The sequence below is a fragment of the Caldicoprobacter guelmensis genome (assembly GCF_016908415.1).
GTDB lineage: Bacteria > Bacillota > Clostridia > Caldicoprobacterales > Caldicoprobacteraceae > Caldicoprobacter > Caldicoprobacter guelmensis.
In genome coordinates, this window is the sequence record NZ_JAFBDW010000005.1 from 70,526 (window position 1) to 93,784 (window position 23,259).

26 protein-coding genes are annotated in these 23,259 nt (G+C 44.6%); 23 read left to right on the plus strand and 3 right to left on the minus strand.

Going from position 1 to position 23,259, the window contains the following annotated elements:
* Positions 1–43: 43 nt before the first annotated feature.
* Positions 44–1,213 (minus strand): iron-containing alcohol dehydrogenase, encoded by a 1,170-nt coding sequence (locus tag JOD02_RS08150; RefSeq protein ID WP_204488615.1) that lies wholly within the window; start codon positions 1,211–1,213, stop codon positions 44–46.
* 356 nt (positions 1,214–1,569) lie between these two features.
* On the opposite strand from JOD02_RS08150, the gene JOD02_RS08155 reads away from it, so the two are divergent.
* The 15 genes from JOD02_RS08155 to JOD02_RS08225 all read left to right on the plus strand — a co-directional run bounded on the left by JOD02_RS08155 (position 1,570) and on the right by JOD02_RS08225 (position 14,190).
* Positions 1,570–2,058 carry an NADH-quinone oxidoreductase subunit NuoE family protein gene (locus JOD02_RS08155; RefSeq protein ID WP_204488617.1) on the plus strand — a complete coding sequence of 163 codons (489 nt, stop codon included), beginning with the start codon at positions 1,570–1,572 and terminating at the stop codon, positions 2,056–2,058.
* The gene (locus JOD02_RS08160) at positions 2,054–3,919 is read left to right on the plus strand and encodes an NADH-ubiquinone oxidoreductase-F iron-sulfur binding region domain-containing protein (RefSeq protein ID WP_394355755.1); all 1,866 of its coding nucleotides are present in this window, start codon (positions 2,054–2,056) and stop codon (positions 3,917–3,919) included. The genes JOD02_RS08155 and JOD02_RS08160 overlap by 5 nt, the downstream gene beginning before the upstream one ends.
* 6 nt (positions 3,920–3,925) lie before the next feature.
* Positions 3,926–5,617, plus strand: a complete 1,692-nt coding sequence (locus JOD02_RS08165) for a [FeFe] hydrogenase, group A (protein WP_204488621.1) — start codon at positions 3,926–3,928, stop codon at positions 5,615–5,617.
* 28 nt (positions 5,618–5,645) lie between these two features.
* Positions 5,646–5,888 (plus strand): (2Fe-2S) ferredoxin domain-containing protein, encoded by a 243-nt coding sequence (locus JOD02_RS08170; protein ID WP_204488623.1) that lies wholly within the window; start codon positions 5,646–5,648, stop codon positions 5,886–5,888.
* A 449-nt stretch (positions 5,889–6,337) separates the two neighbouring features.
* Complete coding sequence (locus JOD02_RS08175) at positions 6,338–6,829, plus strand: GAF domain-containing protein (RefSeq protein ID WP_204488941.1); 492 nt, start codon at positions 6,338–6,340, stop codon at positions 6,827–6,829.
* A gap of 34 nt (positions 6,830–6,863) precedes the next feature.
* Positions 6,864–7,688: an MBL fold metallo-hydrolase gene (locus JOD02_RS08180; RefSeq protein ID WP_204488625.1), complete on the plus strand. Its 825-nt coding sequence runs from the start codon at positions 6,864–6,866 to the stop codon at positions 7,686–7,688.
* Between the two features lie 35 nt (positions 7,689–7,723).
* Positions 7,724–8,569: a glycosyltransferase family 8 protein gene (locus tag JOD02_RS08185; protein WP_341534567.1), complete on the plus strand. Its 846-nt coding sequence runs from the start codon at positions 7,724–7,726 to the stop codon at positions 8,567–8,569.
* Between the two features lie 156 nt (positions 8,570–8,725).
* Positions 8,726–9,109 carry a desulfoferrodoxin gene (locus tag JOD02_RS08190; protein ID WP_204488629.1) on the plus strand — a complete coding sequence of 128 codons (384 nt, stop codon included), beginning with the start codon at positions 8,726–8,728 and terminating at the stop codon, positions 9,107–9,109.
* 71 nt (positions 9,110–9,180) lie between these two features.
* Positions 9,181–9,768: a rubrerythrin gene (rbr, locus tag JOD02_RS08195; RefSeq protein WP_204488631.1), complete on the plus strand. Its 588-nt coding sequence runs from the start codon at positions 9,181–9,183 to the stop codon at positions 9,766–9,768.
* Positions 9,769–9,937: 169 nt separating this feature from the next.
* Positions 9,938–10,195: a DUF2508 family protein gene (locus JOD02_RS08200; protein ID WP_204488633.1), complete on the plus strand. Its 258-nt coding sequence runs from the start codon at positions 9,938–9,940 to the stop codon at positions 10,193–10,195.
* A 269-nt stretch (positions 10,196–10,464) separates the two neighbouring features.
* Entirely contained in the window at positions 10,465–10,740 is a 276-nt protein-coding gene (locus tag JOD02_RS08205) for a pro-sigmaK processing inhibitor BofA family protein (RefSeq protein ID WP_204488634.1), read from the plus strand.
* A gap of 423 nt (positions 10,741–11,163) precedes the next feature.
* Positions 11,164–11,742 (plus strand): 2-oxoacid:acceptor oxidoreductase family protein, encoded by a 579-nt coding sequence (locus tag JOD02_RS08210; RefSeq protein WP_204488636.1) that lies wholly within the window; start codon positions 11,164–11,166, stop codon positions 11,740–11,742.
* On the plus strand, positions 11,739–12,044 hold the full coding sequence (locus JOD02_RS08215) for a 4Fe-4S binding protein (RefSeq protein ID WP_204488638.1): 306 nt from the start codon (positions 11,739–11,741) through the stop codon (positions 12,042–12,044). Before JOD02_RS08210 ends, JOD02_RS08215 begins: the two co-directional genes overlap by 4 nt.
* 16 nt (positions 12,045–12,060) lie before the next feature.
* Positions 12,061–13,242 (plus strand): pyruvate ferredoxin oxidoreductase, encoded by a 1,182-nt coding sequence (porA, locus tag JOD02_RS08220; protein ID WP_204488640.1) that lies wholly within the window; start codon positions 12,061–12,063, stop codon positions 13,240–13,242.
* Between the two features lie 12 nt (positions 13,243–13,254).
* The gene (locus JOD02_RS08225; protein ID WP_204488642.1) at positions 13,255–14,190 is read left to right on the plus strand and encodes a thiamine pyrophosphate-dependent enzyme; all 936 of its coding nucleotides are present in this window, start codon (positions 13,255–13,257) and stop codon (positions 14,188–14,190) included.
* Between the two features lie 208 nt (positions 14,191–14,398).
* Here JOD02_RS08225 and JOD02_RS08230 read toward each other — a convergent pair whose 3' ends face one another.
* Positions 14,399–14,695 carry a DUF6951 family protein gene (locus JOD02_RS08230; RefSeq protein WP_204488643.1) on the minus strand — a complete coding sequence of 99 codons (297 nt, stop codon included), beginning with the start codon at positions 14,693–14,695 and terminating at the stop codon, positions 14,399–14,401.
* A 381-nt stretch (positions 14,696–15,076) separates the two neighbouring features.
* Here JOD02_RS08230 and JOD02_RS08235 point away from each other — a divergent pair, with 381 nt between their 5' ends.
* The 7 genes from JOD02_RS08235 to JOD02_RS08265 all read left to right on the plus strand — a co-directional run bounded on the left by JOD02_RS08235 (position 15,077) and on the right by JOD02_RS08265 (position 21,018).
* Complete coding sequence (locus tag JOD02_RS08235) at positions 15,077–15,658, plus strand: uracil-DNA glycosylase (protein ID WP_204488645.1); 582 nt, start codon at positions 15,077–15,079, stop codon at positions 15,656–15,658.
* A gap of 54 nt (positions 15,659–15,712) precedes the next feature.
* Positions 15,713–16,351, plus strand: coding sequence for a uracil-DNA glycosylase (locus tag JOD02_RS08240; protein ID WP_204488647.1), 639 nt, complete (start codon positions 15,713–15,715; stop codon positions 16,349–16,351).
* Between the two features lie 137 nt (positions 16,352–16,488).
* On the plus strand, positions 16,489–17,484 hold the full coding sequence (gene trpS, locus JOD02_RS08245) for a tryptophan--tRNA ligase (RefSeq protein WP_204488648.1): 996 nt from the start codon (positions 16,489–16,491) through the stop codon (positions 17,482–17,484).
* 51 nt (positions 17,485–17,535) lie between these two features.
* Complete coding sequence (locus JOD02_RS08250) at positions 17,536–18,648, plus strand: epoxyqueuosine reductase (RefSeq protein WP_243426440.1); 1,113 nt, start codon at positions 17,536–17,538, stop codon at positions 18,646–18,648.
* A 166-nt stretch (positions 18,649–18,814) separates the two neighbouring features.
* Positions 18,815–19,288, plus strand: coding sequence for a hypothetical protein (locus JOD02_RS08255; protein ID WP_204488650.1), 474 nt, complete (start codon positions 18,815–18,817; stop codon positions 19,286–19,288).
* A gap of 116 nt (positions 19,289–19,404) precedes the next feature.
* Positions 19,405–19,899 (plus strand): ferritin family protein, encoded by a 495-nt coding sequence (locus JOD02_RS08260; RefSeq protein ID WP_204488651.1) that lies wholly within the window; start codon positions 19,405–19,407, stop codon positions 19,897–19,899.
* Between the two features lie 459 nt (positions 19,900–20,358).
* Positions 20,359–21,018: an SOS response-associated peptidase gene (locus tag JOD02_RS08265; RefSeq protein ID WP_204488652.1), complete on the plus strand. Its 660-nt coding sequence runs from the start codon at positions 20,359–20,361 to the stop codon at positions 21,016–21,018.
* A gap of 34 nt (positions 21,019–21,052) precedes the next feature.
* Here the strand turns inward: JOD02_RS08265 and JOD02_RS08270 are convergent, their stop codons facing one another.
* Complete coding sequence (locus tag JOD02_RS08270) at positions 21,053–21,778, minus strand: pseudouridine synthase (RefSeq protein WP_204488653.1); 726 nt, start codon at positions 21,776–21,778, stop codon at positions 21,053–21,055.
* A 515-nt stretch (positions 21,779–22,293) separates the two neighbouring features.
* Here JOD02_RS08270 and JOD02_RS08275 point away from each other — a divergent pair.
* A complete protein-coding gene (locus JOD02_RS08275) occupies positions 22,294–23,190 on the plus strand; it encodes a peptidoglycan recognition protein family protein (RefSeq protein ID WP_204488655.1) in 897 nt (298 codons plus the stop codon).
* The last annotated feature ends 69 nt before the right edge of the window (positions 23,191–23,259 follow it).

Genomic DNA, 23,259 nt, shown 5'->3' on the forward strand with positions numbered 1-23,259 from the left:
ATAAGAGAAGGGCCACCACATGCAAGGTGGCCCTTCATATATGTTAAAAAGTAACAGGGGAGCCATAGAATGCGCATTCCAGTATCTTCTTCAAATCCTCGGGCGTTGCCTGCCTTGGATTGGATGACGTACATGGGTCCTGCGCTGCGTTTTTGGCTATGAACTCTACTTTGGAAGTGAACAGCTCTTCGGTTACGCCATGGTCCTTCAAGGTGGGTGCTATCCCTATCTTAGAATTGAGGTCATTTATGCTGGATATAAGTGAGTCTACCAGCTGCTTGTCGGTTTGGCCGGGTAGCCCCAGTCTTCTGGCAATCTCCGCATATTCCTTCATGCAGACTTTGGAGTTGTATTTTATGACGTAAGGTAGAAGTATGGCGTTGCAGCATCCATGGGGTATCTCAAACTGCGCACCTATCTTATGCGCCAGGCTGTGAGTTATGCCAAGCAGGGCGTTGCTGAATGCCATTCCGGCGATGCACTGGGCAACGTGCATGCGTTCCCTGGCTTCTCTATCGCCGCTGTAAGAGTCAACCAGGCTTTCAAATATGGTGACTATGGCCTCCATGGCCAGCGGGTCGGAAAACATTGACCTGTTGGATGCCACGTAGGCCTCTATGGCATGAGTCAATGCATCCATACCTGTGTGGGCTACCAGCGTCTTGGGCATGGTCATGGGTATATCAAAATCCAGTATGGCAATATCAGGAGTGATCTCAAAGTCTGCCAGCGGGTATTTGATTTTAGTTGAATAATCGGTGATGACCGAGAAAGCCGTCACCTCTGTGGCCGTTCCGCTGGTTGAAGGAATGGCTACAAATATGGCCTTTTTCCTGAGCTTTGGCATGGAAAAGGGCTTCTTTATGTCTTCAAAGGTCAATTCGGGATATTCATAAAATACCCACATGGCCTTAGCGGCATCAATGGGCGAACCACCGCCAATAGCCACTATGACATCAGGTTGAAATTCCTGCATGGCTTTAGCCCCTGCCATGACCGTTTCCACAGAAGGGTCTGGTTCTACCCCCTCAAATACCCTGGTCTCCAGCCCGGCTTCCTCCAGTATGTTTTGCAGCTTGTTTAGGAAACCGTATTTTTGCATGGATGAACCACCTGTAACGATCATTGCTCTGTGGTATCCCTTAAGGTTTTTAAGCTCCTCCATTGCACCTCTGCCAAAGTATATATCTCTGGGCAGCGTAAATCGTGCCATAGGTTTCCAGCTCCTTTCCAAATCAAATAATGTTTTCGTACCCATTATAATATTGATAAATAGTTAACAAAAGAGAAGGACGGCGAATCGATGTATTTGGGGGTTAAGTTGCATTGAAAGACTGCTGAGATGCAATTTTAGCATTCAATAGGTTTTTAGCATTCAATAGGTTTTATGATGGCAAAATGAGATAACTCATGGTGTCATTTGTGCAGGTCAAGGCCCATTATGTGTAACATAAAGCTTTTTTATTGCACACTCTATTTAAAATTAGTACCATTTTGCCGAGATTGATAATAAATTAACAATATTTAGGCATATTGTGCTGCAAATGTCTGTTTGAAGGGAGGATTGCAATGAACGCTGCAATTGATTATGAAAAGGTTGATGGGATTTTGGAGAGATGCGGCAACAAGAAATCTTCACTTATTGCTGTGCTGCAGGAAATACAAAGAGAATATCATTATCTACCTGAGGAAGTGCTGGGTTATGTTGCCGATAAGATGGGAGTAAGCCGTGCCCGAATATTCGGAGTAGCCACATTTTACGAGAATTTTTCTCTGGAGCCAAAGGGAAAGTTTGTGATTAAGATATGTGACGGTACGGCCTGTCATGTCAAAAAGTCCATACCCATATTGAATGCGCTTAGGAAAGAGCTTGGTTTGAGCGAGAATAAGCGTACTACCGATGACATGATGTTTACCGTTGAGACGGTTTCGTGTTTGGGAGCATGTGGACTAGCCCCGGTCATTACCATCAACGATAAGGTGTTTCCAAAGATGACACCAGAAGAAGCTGTGAGGATTTTGAAGGATATAAAGGAGGCGAACCGACTTGAAGATTAAGGATGTACAACATCTAAAGGAATGCGCACGCCTTTTTTCGGAACGTTTAAGCAGGCAAAAAATAAGGGTGCTGGTATGTGCCGGAACAGGCTGTGTTGCGGGAGGATCGATTGAGGTATATGAGAGATTGAGGAAAATGGTTGAGGACATAGGCTTGTATGTTGATGTAAGGCTAGAGGAGGAAAAGGAAGGGATAGGCGTTAAGAAAAGCGGATGTCATGGGTTTTGCGAAATGGGACCGCTTGTGAGAATAGAACCATATAATTTCCTGTATGTAAAGGTAAAGCTTGAAGACTGCCAGGAGATTTTGGAGACCACTCTCCTAAAAGGGCAACCTATAGAGAGGCTTATGTACAAACAGGATGGCAGGGTTTATCCAACGCAGGAAGAAATCCCTTTCTACAGGAAACAGATGCGTATTGTGCTTGAAAACTGCGGCCACATAGATGCCGAGTCCATAGAAGAATATATTGCAAAAGGTGGATACCATGCTTTGGCCTATGTGATGGAACACATGAGCCCTCAAGATGTGTGCAAGGAGATAAGTGAATCCAATTTGAGGGGGCGAGGAGGCGGCGGGTTTCCAACCGGTAAGAAGTGGTTACAGGTGCTGGCACAAGACAGCCCCGTGAAATACGTGGTGTGCAATGGGGATGAAGGGGATCCCGGCGCATTTATGGACAGGAGCATTATGGAAGGAGACCCCCACCGCGTGATTGAGGGAATGATTATAGCAGGTTATGCTACCGGTGCCTGCGAAGGGTATATCTACGTCAGGGCGGAATACCCCCTGGCAGTGAAGCGCCTCAAGAAGGCCATAGAACAGGCTCGTGAATACGGGCTGCTGGGCTGCAACATACTCGGATCCGGGTTTAATTTTGACATTCACATAAATCAAGGTGCGGGTGCATTCGTGTGCGGAGAAGGGAGTGCTTTGATTGCCTCGATACACGGCGATAGGGGTATGCCTAGGGTAAAGCCGCCCCGCACCACCGAGGTGGGGCTGTGGGGTAAGCCCACTGTACTCAACAACGTAGAAACTTTTGCCAATGTGCCTTTGATAATACTAAAAGGGAGTGAGTGGTTTAGGTCCATTGGGCCAGAGAGCAGCCCAGGGACGAAGGCCTTTGCTTTGACGGGCAATGTAAACAATACCGGCCTTATCGAAGTACCCATGGGAACCACGCTCAGAGAAGTCATTTTTGATATCGGTGGAGGAATAAAGGGAGATAAAGCCTTTAAGGCGGTACAGATTGGGGGACCATCAGGCGGCTGCCTTACCGAGCAGCACCTTGACCTTCCGCTGGACTTTGATTCTTTAAAGAAAGTGGGAGCCATGATAGGCTCTGGCGGGCTTGTGGTGATGGACCAGGATACGTGTATGGTAGAGGTGGCCAGGTTTTTTATGAATTTTACTCAAAATGAATCCTGTGGCAAGTGTGTTCCGTGCAGAGAAGGGACGAAGAGGATGCTTGAGATACTGGAAAGGATAGTGGCGGGAAAAGGGACGGTTTATGACCTTGAGCTTTTGGAAGAACTGGCTGATATGATAAGCAATACTTCTCTGTGCGGCCTTGGTAAGACGGCGGCCTATCCGGTTATGAGCACCTTGAAATATTTCAGGGACGAATACCTAAAACACGTTGTCGATAAGAAGTGTCCCACAGGCACATGTGCCGCTTTGAGGGTATTTACCATAAAAGAAGAGCTGTGCAAGGGTTGCAGCAAATGTGCAAGAACGTGCCCCGTGGGAGCTATTGAGGGCAAGGTAAAGCAGCCTTTTAGGATAGACAAGGAAAAGTGCATAAAATGTGGTGCTTGTAAAGAGATCTGCCCGTTTAATGCGATAGAGGAGGTGTGATAGAACATGGCAGGGACAATGGTTATAGATGGACAAAGGGTCCAATTTGACAAAGAAAAGAATATCCTGGACGTTATAAGAAAAGCCGGGATTGACCTGCCTACTTTCTGCTACTATTCAGAGCTCAGTATTTATGGAGCGTGCAGGATGTGCATGGTAGAGGATGAGCGGGGAAGGCCCATGGCTGCGTGTTCAACTCCCCCCAAAGACGGCATGGTCATAAAGACCAATACCCCCAAGCTTCAAAAATACAGAAGGATGGTGCTGGAACTCATACTATCAAGCCATGACAGGGACTGTACGCTTTGTGAGAAGAACGGGAAGTGCAAGCTTCAGGAGCTGGCTGCCAGGTTTAACATTAGGAATATGCGGTTTGAGCCTTCGTGCAAACAGCTGCCAGTTGATGAAAGCAGCACATCCATTGTGAGAAACCCGAACAAGTGCATAATGTGTGGAGACTGCGTTAGGATGTGCGAAGAGGTCCAGGGCATCGGCGTGCTGGGGTTTGCCTACAGGGGTTCCAAAATCAAAGTGACCACTGCCTTTGAAAAACCCATCGCCGATGTAGAGTGCGTGAGCTGTGGACAGTGTGCTGCTGTATGTCCCACCGGAGCCATTGTAGTAAAAAATGAGACGTATAAGGTGTGGAGCGTGCTGAACGATAAAACCAAAAGGGTGGTGGCACAGATTGCACCTGCGGTGAGGGTTGCGCTGGGAGAGGAATTTGGGCTGGCACCGGGTGCAATAGTGACCGGCAAGATAGTTGCTGCCTTAAGGAAGCTGGGGTTTGATGAGGTGTATGATACGGGTCTGGCGGCTGACTTGACAGTAATGGAAGAAAGCAGGGAATTTATTGATAGGCTGGGCAAAAAAGAAGACCTGCCGCTTTTCACGTCATGCTGCCCTGCCTGGGTGAAATTTGCTGAAAACAGATATCCCCAGCTTTTGAAAAATATATCTACCTGTAAGTCGCCACAGCAGATTTTTGGCTCCCTTATCAAGGAACATTACAGCAAAATTGACCGGGCTGAAGGCAAAGAGACCGTAGTGGTATCCATCATGCCGTGTACTGCCAAAAAGTATGAGGCGACAAGGCCTGAATATACAAACAATGGAGTGCCCGACGTGGATGTGGTGATTACCACGCAGGAGCTGGCTCTTATGATAAGGCAGGCGGGGATTGTATTTGGTGAGCTTGAGCCTGAGTCGCTTGACATGCCCTTTGGTCTTTCCAGCGGTTCCGGGGTCATCTTTGGAGTGACTGGGGGCGTAGCTGAGGCGGTAATAAGGCGCTGTCTAAAACAGAAAAGCCCCGGCGTGCTGAAAGACATATCTTTCTCCGGCATCAGAGGGATGGATGGCATCAAAGAAGCAGCAGTGGACATTGATGGGCAAAAGGTAAATGTGGCCGTAGTGAATGGGTTAAGGAATGTTGATAAACTTGTAAAATCAATTTTGTCGGGCGAGAAGAAATATGATTTTGTTGAGGTCATGGCTTGCCCTGGTGGCTGTATAGGCGGAGCCGGCCGACCCATACCCCAAAGCGCCAAGGTAAAGACACATAGAGCCAAAGGCTTATACGATGTGGACAGAGCTGCTCAAATAAAGCGTTCAGAAGAAAATCCCATTGTAATGGCGCTATATAGCGGCCTTTTGAGCGATAAAAGGCATCTGATGCACAGATGCTTGGATAAATAAACATAGCCAATTAACAGGGGGGATTAATATGAAGACAATTTATGTATGTGTAGGCAGCGCATGCCACTTGAAGGGGTCCTACAACATAATAGACGGGTTACAAAAGCTCATAAATGATAACAGGCTTACCGACCGCGTGCTCATAAAGGCTGCTTTCTGTCTGGGGGAGTGTACCAAAGGCGTGTGTGTCAGAATAGATGATGGGCCCGTGCTGTCGGTAAACCAAGAAAATTTGACCGAGTTCTTCAACGAACATGTTATAGGGAAATAAATGCTGTTGTCAACTTGCATTACTAATTCTGATGAAGGTCTAATTTACGCTGCTTAAAGGTTAAAGTTGCCGACGGGAAACGAAAAAGATAATCTTTAAACTAATCTAAGCAAACATCCTTAAGGAATGCGATGGTGTAATCCCCACTTAATTTATTGAGGGGAGGATGTCGCATAAATTGAATATGCAGCAAAATTTTATCTAATAAGGATAAGAATGCCAGGGGCTTTTTCTCTGGCGTTTCTTTTTCTAAAGATTCAAGTATCAAAAATAACTTCATTTATTGTAATTAAAATGGTAAAATGAATATGGCCAAGGAATGCGAATAAATTATGCCAGATGGACTTATTTCAATGTTTGTTTATGTAAGATTGAATATTCTCGAAGAATAGCGCTCGGATTTTTCGAGAGCGTGCAGGATAAGAAAAGGGGGATGTGACTTGTTTTTGATGCACAAGATAGAGGCCAGTGATAAGCAGGATTTTTATAAGCAGCTTAATGCTTATCTTGAAGGGATGCTAAAAGAAGAGGGATACTGGCTTTCGGCACTGTCCAATGCTGCTGCACTTTTGTATAACCTGCTTCCCGATATCAACTGGGCAGGATTTTATCTATACAGGGGTGGGGAGCTGGTGCTGGGCCCCTTCCAGGGGAAGCCGGCTTGCACAAGGATTGCTTTGGGGAAAGGCGTCTGCGGTACGGCCGCTGCTACCAGGCAGATTCAGCTGGTGGAGGATGTGAACCTCTACCCCGGGCATATCGTATGCGATCCGGCATCGCAATCGGAGATAGTGGTGCCCATCATAAAGGATGATCACCTTATTGGGGTCTTGGATATAGACAGCCCGTATAAGGCTAGGTTTGATGAGCAAGACGCAGAGGGCTTACAGTCATTTGTTACAGCTTTAAACCAATATGTTGATTGGCCATGTGAATTTTAAATGATAATTTAAAAGGGTTTGGGAGGAGATTACAGTGAGAGTAAAATATCTTGGAACAGCTGCTGCAGAGGGATGGCCAGGGCTATTCTGTGCCTGCCAGTCATGCAAAGAGGCCAGAAAAAGGGGAGGCAAAAATATTCGCACGCGTTCCAGCGCTCTTATCAACGACGGCTTGATGGTGGATTTTCCACCTGATACATACTATCATATTATCAATTTTGGGCTTGACCTTAGCCAGTTGAAGCATTTGGTCATAACCCATTCCCATCAGGACCACTTTTATACCGACGATTTGGAGCTTAGAAGATCGGTTTTTGCTCACCTTGAGGAAGGAAATATCATGAATATATATGGAAACAGGGCTGTGGTTTCTATTATGAACGAGATACTCCAAACCATACCTGCATTAAATGAATATTTGAGTATCCATTATGTGCCGCCGTTTGAGACATTTGAAGCAGGGGATATAAAAGTGACGCCTCTTTTGGCGCTGCATGCCCGAAGTGAGGATTGTTATATTTATATATTTGAAGACGGGGACGGGAAGCGTATGCTGTACGGCAATGACACCGGAATATTCCCGGAGGAAACATGGGAATATATAAAAGGACTTTATTTTAACTTGGTGAGCCTGGACTGTACTGTGGGACCAGGTAAGGATGGGAACAATCATATGGGTTTGCCTGACAATATAGAAGTTAAAAAAAGATTGTTTGAGTTGGGGTGCGCTGATGAAGCGACTAAGTTTGTGATAACACATTTTTCGCATAACGGTGGCTTGCTGCATGATGAATTAGTGGAGCTTGCTAAGCCTTATGGATTTGAGGTGGCTTATGATGGCTTTGAGGTGGTTGTTTAGGAATTATATTATCTATGCGCGAGAGGTGGGTGTGTGTGAATATACTGGTAACTTTGAATGCTGCTTATGTTCCGCCGCTTAAGGTTATGTTGAGGTCGCTGTTTGACAACTGCTCGGAAAAGGTAGAAGTTTATTTGATGCACTCCGATATTGAAAAACCGGAACTTATGCAGCTTTCTGCATTTGTGGAAATGCATGGGCACAAGCTGTATTCCATGACAGTCGACAAAAATATATTTGCAGATGCACCTGTCAATTTTTACTATCCACCTGAGATGTACTATCGCCTTATCGCGCATACCGTGCTACCTGAGCATGTTGACAGGATATTGTACCTGGACCCTGATATACTCGTGCTAAATCCTATTGAATCGCTTTATTATACCGATCTAGATGGCTATTACTTTGCCGCTGCGGCGCATTCCAAACCGGTAATAGATTATATAAATAGGCTTCGCTTAAGAACTGAATCAAATAAATATTACAATTCGGGCGTTCTGCTTATTAATGTGGAGTTGATGAGGAAGGAAGTAGATGCTCAGCAAATATTGGATTATATACAGAAACATGCGTATGAGCTTATATTACCTGACCAGGACGTGTTAAACGGCCTTTTTTGGAATAAAATCAAACCGCTTGATGAATATCTGTATAACTATGATGCAAGGCGTTACCGCACATATTTAATCGCTACAAAAGGGCGTGTTAATCTGGACTTTGTCATACACAATACGGTGATACTGCATTTCTGTGGTAGACAAAAGCCATGGCATCCAAATTACAGGCATCACTTTGGTATTCTTTATAAACATTATCAAAAATTGGTGCAAAGAATGGAAAATCTTAAAGAGTATGAGGTGGTGGCTGAAGCCATCAAGTAAGGGGAGCAAAAACACGCTTCCCTTTTTATTTCAAATTCACTTGCCGTTTGTCAATTGAAATTATTGAATAGATTTAAAAATTGGTTTTAAAACAAAATTTTCAGGGTATATATTTATCATCAAATGTAAATTTCGAGGATGAAAAGGAGGAGGGGTATGAGGAACCAGGTGGCTTTTTACCGTTGTGAAATTTGTGGAAATATGGTTGAGCTTATTAAAAGAGGCGGTGGAGAACTGGTATGCTGTGGGCAGCCTATGACAGAGCTTAAGGCCAACACAGTCGATGCTTCTATTGAAAAGCACGTGCCATCGGTGACGCGCAAGGACGGCAAGCTGCATATTCAGGTGGGGTCGGTTCTCCATCCTATGGTACCAGAACACTATATTGAGTGGATAGCTGTGGTCAGCGATGCGAGCATGCAGAGAATTGTGCTCCAACCTGGGCAGGAACCCAAAGCGGAAGTGGTTGATTCAGGTGGAGAAATAGACGTTTATGGATATTGCAATCTTCACGGTCTCTGGAAAACAGAGGTAAGATGAAGTTGCAAATACCTAATGAAATGAATTTTTTAGTTGTTTTACAATTGAAATTTAAGGAGGAGGATGTGCAAATGAAATCGCTTAAGGGTACTAAAACTGCTGAGAATTTATTGAAGGCGTTTGCGGGTGAGTCACAGGCAAGAAACAGGTATACGTACTATGCTTCTGTAGCTAAGAAAGAAGGGTATATCCAGATAGCCAATGTATTCTTAGAGACGGCAGATCATGAGAAGGAGCACGCAAAGAGGTTCTTTAAATTCTTGAATGAAAGCTTCAATGGTGAGGTGGTAGAAATAACCTCCGCTTCATATCCTGTTGCGCTAGGTGATACCAAAGCTAATTTACTAGCTGCTGCTAATGGCGAACATGAGGAGTGGGCAGACCTGTATCCCGAGTTTGCCAGGGTTGCCGAGGAGGAAGGTTTTCCCGAGATTGCGGAGGTGTTCAGGAGGGTCAGCGTAAGCGAACAAAATCACGAAAAAAGATACAGAAAATTGCTTGAAAATATAGAAAGTGATAAAGTTTTTAAGAAGGATAGGGTTATTTTGTGGAAGTGCAGCAATTGTGGATACATACATGAAGGCACAAGTGCTCCGGCACAATGCCCTGCCTGTGCCCATCCCCAAGGGTTCTTTGAGGTATTTGTGGAACCCTATTGATAACAACGAGCATGCAAGAAAGCGAAAGGACGAGAGAATTATCTCTCGTCCTTTTTATTTTGAGTGCAAGATTGCTTTTTATGTAGGGTATAAAGGTGATAATTATGAGAAAACATGGCAATAATATAAAAGCAATGTTATAAAAGCCAATTTTTATGGAGGGAGATATATGAGGCTAAGGAGGTTAAGTCTTTGGGATACACGTCATAACGATGGAGAGTATTTTGACATATTACAGGCAGTTAACCAGGCACATGCTGAATGGATAAATGCGCAAAATTATTTCAATAGCGTTAGTGAGCCCGAACTAGTAGATTATGCCATATACAATATGGAAGCCGCTAGAAAAAAATATATATATATGCTTAAGCAAGCCAAATTAAAAGGTGTGGAGGGTGTGCAGAGTTTGCAGTATTTCAATGATTAGAGGAATTGTGCCTCGGCTAATTTATTATAACGGAATTTCAGCGGAGAGTTGGTGGTTACGCGGCTATACAAGGCCTGAGCTATATGGATTTGTTGGAATATAGGGGCGAGTTATAGAGGAGGCGGGTGGGACTGTATACAGGTCGGCTCAACTGTAGGGAAAAGTAGCGACCGATTTGTCATATGAATTGAGGTAGCATCATATTATAAAGTGTCGGTAATTTGAGTTAACTCTTGCTTGTGTATTAAATTTATCAGGATGTGATTGGTATGCCGGGGACGATCCCATGGAGTGTAATACTGGCTTATGCTGCTGGCCTGTTGCTTTTGTATATCGTGGGGTGGTTCTTACTGGTGCCCCTAAAAATTATACTCAGATTGATATACAATGCCATCATTGGCGGCATTATATTGTGGCTTTTAAATCTGGTAGGGGGGTTAATTGGCCTTACGATAGCCATAAATCCTGTTACTGCTTTAATCGTTGGCTTTTTAGGCATTCCGGGTATTATCTTGATTTTGGTTTTGCAATTCATCTTACTTTAATTTGCAGCAATTTTCCCTCTTTCATAGACACTTAGGTGTTTAAAAGAGCGACATTTCGTGGTACAATTATATTGAGCCATAGTGAGACCTCCCTGTATGTTTGGTGATTTTGGATATCTATATCATACAGGATTTCTCACTATGGTTCTACTATTTTTTAGGTGTTGCATTTAATTTTACAACGAACCTCTCTTGTTTTATTTCCATCATTTATTGACAGTAAAAAGCCCATCTGTTATAATTAATCTGATAAGTGTTATACGCGCACGAAGCATTTAGGATAGCGGATTTTTCAAAACTGTTATAGTTGCATCTTAGCATCTGTTATAATACAATTTTATTTTTACCGCTTGTATTAGTACAGATGCTGTAAATTTAAGGAATTTATTTATGCACTGCAAAATGAAAGGAGGAAGTTTTTACATGGGTAGGATGATAGAGATCCGCTGGCACGGCAGGGGTGGACAAGGTGCCAAGACAGCATCTCTCTTGCTGGCTGAAGCTGCTTTTGACACGGGCAAGTACGTCCAAGGTTTTCCAGAGTATGGTCCGGAGCGAATGGGAGCGCCCATTACCGCCTATAACCGCATCAGCGATGAACCGATTACTATACACTCCAACATTTATGAGCCTGATTATGTTATAGTGGTGGACGAGACTTTGGTTGCCACGGTGGATGTGACGGCTGGCCTTAAGAAAGATGGCGCCATTGTGATAAACTCCGCTAAAGATCCCGAGGAGTTCAGGCCATTACTTAAGGGCTTTGAAGGCAAGATTTACACCATCGATGCGAGAAAGATATCGGTGGAAGAGCTGGGGCGTTATTTCCCCAATGTTCCCATGCTAGGTGCCATTGCAAAAATTACCAGGTTTATGGATGAGGATGCCTTTATTGAAGCTATGGAAAGGTCCTTCCATCACAAGTTTGCTACCAAACCACATGTTATAGAAGGAAACATGAGGGCTCTCAAGCGTGCTATGCAGGAGGTGAAAGGGCTATGACAAAGGAACGCAAGATGAATATAAGAGAAGACATGTCATGGAGAGACATGCCGCAGGGTGGACATATCATAGATGCTGGTAATGCAGAGGACTTCAAAACCGGAGACTGGCGTTCTATGAGGCCGGTGTGGCTGCAGGACAAGTGCAAGCAGTGCTTGCTGTGCTGGCCGGTATGCCCCGATATGGCTATCCCGGTAGAAGAAGGTAAGAGAAAGGACTTTGACTTTGACCACTGCAAAGGCTGTGGAATTTGTGTAGAGGTATGTCCTTTTAAAGCCATAGATTTTGTGGAAGAAGAGTAAGGGAGGGGAATGTGGAATGGCAATCAAGGATAAGTTGAGCGGTAATGAAGCTATAGCTGTGGCTATGCGACAGATTGATCCCGATGTGGTAGCGGCATTTCCTATCACGCCATCGACCGAAGTACCGCAATATTTTTCACAATTTGTTGCCAATGGACAGGTACACACAGAGTTTGTAGCTGTTGAGTCTGAGCACAGTGCCATGAGCGCATGTATAGGTGCTGAAGCAGCTGGTGCTAGGACCATGACGGCCACGTCTTCCCAGGGTTTAGCATTGATGTGGGAGATGCTTTATATTGCTGCTTCAATGCGTTTGCCCATCGTTATGGCGGTCATTAATCGAGCTCTGTCTGGCCCCATCAATATCCACAATGACCACAGCGATAGCATGGGTGCTAGAGATTCGGGCTGGATTCAGCTGTATTGTGAGAACAATCAGGAGGCTTACGATAACCTGATACAGGCTATTCGCATTGCCGAGCATAAGGATGTTCAGCTGCCTGTGATGGTGTGTTATGACGGTTTCATTACCAGCCATGCTGTGGAGAATATAGAACTTCTTGAGGACGAAAAGGTAAAAGAGTTTGTCGGGGAGTATAAACCGCAATACTCTTTGCTTGATAAAGACCATCCTATTTCTATGGGGCCCCTTGATATGCCTGCATACTACTTTGAACACAAGCGCGCACAGGCAGAAGCTATGAAGAATGCAAAGAGGGTGATCCTGGAGGTTGCACAAGAATTTGAGAAGCTGACTGGGAGGAAGTATGGATATTTTGAAGAATACAAGATGGAAGATGCTGAAGTAGGTATTGTCATAATGAACTCTACAGCCGGTACTGCCAAGTTTGTGGTGAATGAGCTGCGCAAACAGGGCATTAAGGCCGGTTTGATCAAGTTAAGAGTGTTCCGTCCATTTCCCTTTGAAGAGCTGGGTAAAGCTCTGTCGCATTTGAAAGCTGTGGCCATTATGGACAAGGCTGATAGCTTCTCAACAGCAGGTGGCCCGTTGTTTACAGAGGTAAGAAGTGCCATGTTTGATTACGCAAGGGATACCAAGGCTGTAAGCTATATATACGGTCTGGGAGGCCGCGATGTACGTCCCGATGAGATCATGAAGGTATACCAAGACTTGTTGGAGATCGCAAGGACCGGACAGGTAAAATCGACTTTCAACTACCTGGGCGTAAGAGAATAGGAGGTGTGCAAGGTGGCATACAATCTGAAGACTTTGACGGAAAAAGAGGAACGCTTTACCGGGGGCCACAGGATGTGTGCAGGTTGTGGTGCTCCTATCGTGGTGAGGACTGTACTCCGGGCCTTGAAGCCCGAGGACCATGCGGTTATTGGAGTGGCTACAGGTTGCCTTGAAGTTTCAACCTGCTTGTATCCTTATACCGCCTGGAAGGATTCGTTTATCCACAGCGCGTTTGAGAACGCTGCTGCCACTGTTTCAGGAGCTGAGGCGGCATATCGTGCGCTATCTAAAGTTGGCAAGGTCAAGGGTACTACCAAGTTCATTGCGTTTGGTGGAGATGGTGGCACTTATGATATAGGTTTCCAGGCTCTTTCTGGAGCCATGGAAAGAGGCCATGATATGGTGTATGTCTGCTATGACAACGAGGCTTACATGAATACTGGAATACAGAGGTCTTCGTCCACACCCAAGTATGCTGATACTACCACTTCACCTGCTGGAAGCGAGTTGCCCGGTAAGGTTCAATTTAAGAAGGATTTGACCATGATCATGGCTGCCCACAACATTCCCTATGTGGCGCAAACTGCTCCTTTTAGAAACCTGAAGGACCTTTATGAGAAGGCTGAGAAAGCCATATATACTCCGGGGCCGGCATTTTTAAATGTATTGGCGCCCTGCCCGCGTGGATGGAGATATGATACTCCAAAGCTTATGGAGATTGTGAGGTTGGCTATAGAGACCTGTGTATGGCCTCTTTATGAGGTGATTGAAGGCAAATTTATACTCAACTATAAGCCCAAGAATAAGCTGCCTGTAGTAGAATATCTGAAGCCGCAGGGCAGGTTCCGTCACCTGTTCACCAAGGAAAACGAAGGATTGATCGATGAGATCCAGAAAGAGGTAGACAGGAGATGGAACAGATTGCTTGAGCTGTGTGGAGAAGCATAAAGGGTTAAAAATAAAAAAGCACGTATGGGGTTTGCTCTCATGCGTGCTTTTTTTATTTTGATTTTGCTGTAAAAGCTCTATTTAATTCAGTAAAGTTTTCAGCAGCTGATTTTTGAGCTCGTTTTTACATCAAATTCCGTCTTAAGAGGTAAAATGGGATTTTTACATTGGAGTCATTTTTTTATTTCTAAAATTTAAGGGTTAGCATTTAAGCTAATTCATAGTAGCGGCCCAGGCTTTGGCCTATTGAGTCCTTTATTATCTCATATGCTGTGCAGGCTTCTATTTGTCTGTGATATTGCTTAATCAGTCCATATAGCAATGATTCTTCTTTAGAAGCTATTATTTCATATATCGCATCCAAATGAATAGGTCTATTTACCAGTGGCTGGAGGTTGGGGCAGTCGGATGAAATTTTTATTTCTACAGTATTCATATCTTGCTGCTGGGCCTCAACTTCTACTGTTCTATTACACAATGCGCATTTGGAGGCGTATTTACACATTTGAAAAACCCCCTTTCTCAGAAATGCCGGACTTTTGAACTTGATTTTCCGTATATTCTGTACTATTATTATACCATGAATACAAGGAGAGAAAAACACATTTTTTATTTAATAATTGTAAATTTTTTGACAGATGCAATTAATAATGATATAAATTTCACATTAAATTGTTATATTTTTAGCGTAAGCGTAAAAGCTTGGAGTATGGGATTGACGCATTTATCTGTTTGTGAGTTGATATCTATTATGAATGTTTGATGGTTTATAAAGTTGAAGTTGTATATAAGGTTATATTATAATGGGAAAAGGATAAATGATTCACAAAAAACATAGAATTTTTCTGTAAAATTGACATAATCAAAACAAAGGGGCTTTTGATTTATGGATGCTGTTGATGCCGAGAAACTGTGGGCACAGCTGATACGGGCTGTAGAGACGTGCCAAAAATGTGACCTGTGTAAAACCCGGACGAATGTGGTGCCGGGAGAAGGAAACCGGAATGCCGATTTGATGTTCATCGGTGAAGGGCCAGGGCGTGACGAAGATTTGACCGGGAGGCCGTTTGTGGGCAAAGCGGGGCAGCTGCTCGATAAGATGATAGCAGCCATTGGACTCAAGAGGGAAGAGGTATATATAGCCAACATTGTAAAATGCCGTCCGCCGGGTAACCGGGTGCCGCGCGAAATCGAGGCTGAGAGCTGCCTGCCTTATCTCAGAAGGCAGGTTTACCTTGTGCGTCCGCGGATAATAGTGTGTCTAGGTGCTACAGCAATGCGTTATGTAATAGACAAGAACGCTTCTATAACATCGATACGGGGTCAGTGGTTTGAGAGGAAGGGCTATTGGTTGATGGCCACGTATCATCCGGCGGCGCTGCTCCGGGATCCTGCTAAAAAATATGATGCGTGGGAGGATTTTAAAAAAATAAGGGATAAATTGCACGAATTAGGGTTAAAGCCATAGCAAAAAATATTATTTAAACTACAATAATGCCTTCTATAAAAGGGAGATGTAAAAGTGCCGGTAAATAGAGAAGCTAGTCGTAAAGCTAAGCAGCTCCAGAAATTGAGACGGGAGAGCATTTCTTTTTTTAAGGAGATATACAGAGAAAATGAGAAGATTTTGGTATTTGGCGAGGGGAACCCCGACGCATCGCTGGTGTTGGTGGGTGAGGCACCCGGGCACCAGGAGGTAGTGCAGCAAAGGCCTTTTGTGGGGCAGGCTGGCCAAAACCTGAACGAATTTTTGGGGATATTGGGCATAAAGCGGGAGGACATCTACATCACCAATGCTGTCAAGTTTAGGCCAACCAGGGTCGACCCGACGACCGGTCGAGTATCCAATCGCCCTCCAAACAAGGAGGAAATAGAGCTTTGTAGAAGCCTGCTTTACAAGGAGCTCAGCATCATACACCCTGTTCTGGTGGTGAGCCTAGGTAACATTCCCCTTAAGGTGCTGGCCGATGACAATAAAATTGCCATAGGTCAGGTACACGGTACCCCTATCGATATAGCGGTAGGTGAAGAGGGATTAAAGATGACCCTGTTCCCACTGTATCATCCGGCCAGCATAATATACCGCCCGCAGTTGAAAGAGGTATACCTTGAAGATGTAGAAAGGTTGAAACGTTATTTGCAGGATATAGGAGTATTATAGTGGTAAAATGTTAGGATATACCTTGATTTGTATGATGCATAGAAATTGCTTTAACAAGGCGTTAAGTCATATTAAAATAAGTTTGTAAAAAGACAAGTGCATTATTAAACATAATTGATGGAGAGGATGAATAAGTGATGGAACAAAAGAAGAGGATTTTTAGCGGCGTACAGCCGTCGGGCAATCTCACCCTTGGCAATTATTTGGGAGCGATTAAGAATTGGGTGTCGCTTCAGGAAGAGTATGACTGTTTTTACTGCATAGTTGACCTCCATGCTTTGACGGTGCGGCAGGACCCTGAGGAGCTCCGGCGCAGGAGCTTGTCCCTGTTTGCGCTTTATATGGCCTGCGGGCTGGATGTGGAAAAAAACACCCTGTTCGTTCAGTCGCATGTGAGCGCACATGCGGAACTGGCGTGGATTTTGAACTGTTATACCTATATGGGTGAGCTGAGCCGAATGACCCAGTTTAAGGAGAAGTCCAGGAAACACAAGGACAACATCAATGCGGGATTGTTCACCTATCCGGTACTCATGGCGGCCGATATACTGCTGTATCAGACCCACCTTGTTCCGGTAGGTGAGGACCAAAAACAGCACTTGGAGCTGACCAGGGATATCGCTCAAAGGTTTAACAGCCTTTATGGTGACGTGTTTGTCGTGCCCGAAGTTTATATCCCCAAGGTAGCTGCTAGGGTGATGAGTCTCCAGGACCCCACCAAGAAGATGTCCAAATCCGATGAAAACCCCAATGCCTATATCTCCTTGCTGGATGAGCCAGATGTGGTCATGAAGAAGTTTAAGAGAGCCGTCACCGACTCGGGAAGGGAAATAAAATATGACGAGGAAAACAAGCCAGGGATAAGCAATCTGATGAACATATATGCCGCCATTACCGGTAAGACCTATGAGGAGATTGAACAGGAATTTGAAGGCAAGGGTTATGGGGACTTCAAAAAAGCCGTGGGTGAGTGCGTGGTTGAAGCATTGAAGCCAATTCAGCAGCGTTACTATGAGCTTATGAAGGATGAGGAGTATCTGGTAAAACTGATGAAGCAAGGCGCTCAAAGGGCAGCAAGCGTAGCTTCCCAGACCCTCAAAAAGGTGTATGAGCGGGTAGGCCTGATTGTATGATTTTTAGCACATGGAAGGATCTCTCGAAAAGGGGCAGCTGTTGTGGAAAACATGGATATTCTGAAGGCAGAGCTTATAGAGCGGGGAAGGCACCTGGGATTTCCTGTTATAGGCATTACCGATGTACGGCCGTTTGACCTGTGGTGCCAGGCGGTTGAAGTACGGAAAGCGAAGGACAGCGAAGTAGAAGGAATTGTAAGCAGGCTTACTCCTTCTCCCAAGGATTTAATGCCAGACGCCAAAGCCATTGTGGTGGCCGTTCATCCTTATCTACCCTACCCGGAGAAGTTTCCTGAAGGGGTGGCCAGGTATTCTGCACATTATGTGGAGTATCCAAGGGGCAGGAAAGCCGTTGAGGAGCTGGCCGGGGTCATTACTCAAAGGGGTTACAAGGTAATGGTTGAGCCGCCCTTGCCGGCCAAGGCGGCGGCTTATAGAGCGGGAGTGGGAACCTTCGGAAAAAATGGCCTGATATATGTAGGGGAATACGGCTCCTGGGTTACCCTTCATCTCATTTTGACCGATGCGCCTCTGCCCTGTGACAGTCAGCCTCAAGCTCTCTCATTGTGCGGAAAGTGCGAGAGGTGCATACATGCCTGTCCTACCTATGCCATTGCCGATGATGGCGCTGTTTTGCCGGGACGCTGTTTAAGGGCCTATATGTTAACTTCAGAATTTGTGCCGGTGGGCATAAGGGAGAAGCTGGGTACCAGGTTACTGGGATGCGATGTATGCCAGATGGTATGTCCCAGGAACAGCAATGTAACCCGCCAAGCTCGTTTTCCAAAAGGTGATCATTTACGGCCGTTTGACGTTTATGCATTGATAGAGGCATTGGTTGAAAACGATCGTAAAGCGATAGAGGCCGTGGCATCTTTGATAGGACGCAATTATGCCAGGCCTCAGCGATTGTTATCCAGCGCCATCATTGCGGCAGGCAATTTTGGCCAGCAGAAATTTATTCCGTTGCTGATTAGAACTTTGAAACATCCTCATCCGCCCATCCGTGCGTATAGTGCATGGGCGTTGGGCAAAATAGGCGGCAGAGAGAGCATGAACGCTTTAGCCGATGCGTTGGAAGATGAAACCGATAAACGCGTTGTACAGGAGATCAAAAGAGCACAGCAGATAGCTGGGTTGAGTGAGTGCAGAAGCGATGCTTGACGATTGAACTGGTGAGAAAAAACAGTATGAATGCATTCAAATGGGGGAAGAGTATATTAGAGATAGAGAAGAAAATGCTGGTGTGGTTCAAAATTGGTGCCTTATGTAGATATGGTGTTTGTGGGGTTATATGGTGGCATAAAAAGTGTGAAAGGAGGGTGTAAGGATGGCTTTTATCGACGAGCTGGCCAAAAGGCTGGGTGAGGTTGTCAAAAAAGTTGGCGAAAAGTCGGAAGAGCTGGTAGAGATGGGCAAGCTCAATTATGAGATCTTCAAAGAGGAGGATACCATAAAGAGGCTGTATAGGGAAATTGGGCAGGCGGTATACGAGGCTTACAAACAGGAGAATAACTCTTTGGATGCCATCTATCGCTTGTGCCAGGAGATTGACGAACACAGGGAGAAGATTGAGGGGTTAAGGAAACGGGTAGAGAATATCAAAAAAGAAAAGCAGAGAGAAGGAGTTCAAGCAGAAAAGCAGCCTGAGGCTCAACATGCCCCTCAAACCGGTCAATGGAGTAATGCTCAATCTGGCGATGTTCAAGGGACAAAGCAGGATGCCGGCGGAGAAACAAAGCAGAATGATGGCGGAGAAATGATACAGGGGAACAACGAGAAGAACCTGCAGGAGGGAATTTGAGCGTGCCAGATGTGTGTGAAATTTATAAATGAGGTTGAGAAAAGTATGGCCTTTGCAAAGTGAAATGAGCTTTGTTTGCTGATTTGTAATGGTCTTGTAAAGGGGGGAGAGCAGAGGTGTCTATCAACATTTTCAATGACCTGGAGGCCATTAAGTTGGCCATTGCCATTGAGGAGAGAGGTGAGGGGTTTTATCGCCAATCGGCCTCTAAAGTGAGCGATAGTGCAGCCAAGGTTTTGCTGGAAAGATTGGCAGAGGACGAGAAGGAACACAAAACAGTATTTGAAGGTTTGTACCAGGAGTTTTTGAAAAACAAGGATAAATTTGACGATAAATATCTGTACGACCAAGATGTGACTGCCTATTTTAATGCCCTTGCTCACAGCTTGATTTTCCCAAATGAAGAAGACCAGGCGAGGGTGATGGGTCAGCTGCAAAGCCTGGAAGATGTCATAAGGTGTGGTATTCAGGCTGAAAAGGACTCAATCCTTTTGTATACCCAGATGATCATCTCTTCGAAATTGCCTGAAGCCAAGGATGCTTTTCGCAAGCTGCTTAAGGAAGAAAAGAGGCATCTCGTTGACCTTCAAGCCTATATGAACCGTGCATGAAATGCCGTTGAATTTTAATTGCCTGGCATTTATTAGGCTTGGAATGCCGGGTTTTTGTTTTGGTGTGGCCTAATGTATGGTGAAGATGGTTTGCTGAAAATATATGGCAAATTATAAAAACTACTATAAATGGGTAAATTTTCTGGCAATTAATTACCATACTTGATTTATGGAGCGTGTCATCCCATCATTTTGTATTCTGCAAAGCTTTATATCTATCAGAAATACCGAATGGAAATTTACTGGAAGCATTTTTGCTTATTTATAATAAGATATAACCGGTAAAAAACATATCACCTGTTTAAGGATACTGATCCATTTTTTCCAAAATATGTATAGGCAAGAAAAGTGGCTGGTAAATTTGCTGTGAAATGAGTAGTCAGTGATGGGTGTGTGCCACCTCTTGTAAGAATTATAGGTGGTTGGTAGTTCACTTGATACCGATAGGAGGGCAATAGGATGTGTGTAAGGTTCTTGCTTGAAGCCGATATTGAACAGTTGGTGCGCAACTATAGAGCTGAAGAGGTTGATGAGAAGGCGAAAAGCTACAGCAAAGGAGACTTCTACCCAGCACAAAGTGCTCTGGTTGTGCTGGAACCAAAAAACAGGGTCATAACCCTGGCAAGATGGGGCTTTGATTATAGCTCGAAGAAAAAGGTTGTAGTCAATGCTCGGGCAGAGACTATTCTGGACAGGCCAATGTTTAAGGATGCCGCACGGTACGCCAGGTGTATAGTGCCCGCCAATTTGTTTTATGAGTGGAAGGATGAGGAGATAGGAAAAAAGGTGAGATATAAAATAGGGTTGCAGGATGGCAATATAATGTCTTTAGGTGGGCTTTACAAGCTGTCTTTTGACAAGGGCCTGGGACCGCAGCTTGACTTTGTCATCATAACTACCGATGCCGAAGAGGGTGTCAGGGAAGTGCATCCGCGAATGCCTTTAATCATTAAAGAAGAATGGGTGGACATGTGGCTGAGTAAAGATACCCCTGTAGAGCTTGTGGAGGAAATATTGAGAGCGAAAACAGGGGCTAAATTTGCGGTTGAAAGGTGTGAAGATGCGACAAATAACAAGATTAAAGGAAACGTGTATAGTGAGCAGATGAGCATGTTTTGAGGAAGGTATTTTTTAATTATACAAATTTTTATAGTCACATGACCAATCTCTGTAACGAAATCACTTCCTCCTCAGTGAGTTCCCTCCATTCCCCTGGTTTTAGATTCTCGTCAAGGATGAGGCTGCCCATAGCTACTCTTTTGAGATAGGCTACATGTTTGCCCAGTGCCTTAAACATCCTTTTTATCTGGTGATATTTTCCTTCAGTCAAGTAAATATACACTTCGGATACATCAGCGGCACGGATAATTTCAAGCCTTGCAGGAAGGGTTCTATATCCATCTTCAAGAGTGATGCCTTCTTCAAAAGCCCGGGCATCATCTTCGCTAACAAATCCTTCTATTTGTGCATAATATTTTTTTACAACCCCCTTTTTTGGCGATAAAAGTTTATGGGCAAGTTCCCCGTCGTTTGTTATGAGCAGAAGGCCTTCGGTGTCCTTATCCAGCCTCCCCACCGGGAAGGGATTCAGGGCTGTCACTTCTGACGGCAAAAGGTCAATGACCGTCCTTTCTAAGGGGTCATATGTGGAGGTTATAACTCCTCTTGGTTTGTTCATCATAATATAGATGGCCTCTTTGTAGTTTATCTTCTCATTGCCCATAAAAATTTCATCACAGGAGGTATCTACAATCATTCCAGTATCCCTTACTGATTTGCCGTTTACCGTAATGATTCCTTTCTTGATCAGCTTTTTTACCTGTTTCCGAGTACCGATCCCTGAGTGGGCCAAAAGCTTGTCCAACCTTATTTTAGCCATTGCTGTCGCCTCCTTGTTTTAGTGTGGGCACCGTATAATTATACCACAAAACTATATGCTACAGTTTAGTTATAATTTTGCGCAAAAAAATGGTTGCTCAATTCCCTTAAGGGGAGGGCTTGTAGGGAGTTGTTTCGTTGTCAACTATACACAAACAATGACATCGGAACGCCCATTGATGAGGTCACTTTGGAGAATAAAAGGTGAGTAATTCTCAAGGCTATGGGGGTCAATAGGCCGGACAATGAATGCGTTTCTGCCGTAGTTTTAACCGAGTTTTGTCAGGTTTTTAATAACGGTTTGCTCACAGCTGCGTTTTTGCAGGATGTAAAGGTGCTACTTTTTGGTGTATTTTTTATACTATATTAGTAAGTATTTGCTGTTTAATACAGTGCCTTACAGTGGCAATAAGAGGATTATTTAACATATTATGTAAGATGTCACTTTAAATTTTTAAGGCTTTTCTGTTTATTCCACAGAAGGGAAGGTGATTACCCATATCTATTAGAGACTATATGAAAAGTGCTGATTTAAAATTCAACGGACAACTTAAACCGAGGACTGTCACCAACGGCATTGTACTGCATCACGCCGCAGCTCAAAGAGCTACGCCACAGCAGATACACGAATGGCATCTTCAGAGAGGATGGCTGGGTGCAGGGTATAACGTTTACGTGCGTAAGGACGGCTCGGTGTGGGAGTTGCGGCCGCTGTGGGCTGTAGGGGCGCATGCTGAAGGGGTGAATTTTGAGAGCATAGGCGTGTGTGCCGAGGGTATGTATCATCCCTCGGACAGTCAGCTGTATGACAGGGAGATGCCCCAGAAGCAGTTTGACGCTTTGGTTAAGGTTGTGAAGGATCTGATGGAGGAATACCCTTCTATTAAGTGGATCAAGGGTCATAACCAGGTAGAGGGGGCTGCCACTGCCTGTCCCGGGAGCTTTTTCCCATTACAGGAAATCGTTATGTCTGCAACCAATAACTCTAATATTGAGGAGGTAGATGTCATGAAGAAAGGAGATAGAGGGCCGGCGGTTGAAAGGCTGCAGAGGCTTCTAATAGAGTTGGGCTATCAGTTACCCAAATATGGAGTAGACGGAGTTTTCGGTGCCGAGACCGAGGCTGCTGTGAATGCTTTCAAGAAGTCGGCCGGCTTGCCGCAGAATGGGATCGTGGATGTTACCACCGTGATAGCTATGGCAGAGAAGCTACTACAGAGTAAAAAATCCTTGGAACAGGAAAATGCTGATTTGCAAAGCAAGATACAATCCCTTGAGAAAGAGCTTAAAAAAACGCTTGAATCTACCAATGCCGCTTTGGAAAGATGTAGAAAAGAATGTGATGAAAGGAACAAAAAATTTGTTGAATTTTTCAGGCTGTTAAACCAGCTGATGAAAGAAGTAGGGGAATAGAGCGGAGCTTAGAAGTATTAACATTTGTTTATCATGTTGGCTCCTCAAAGGGAACGTTCTCTATAAAAA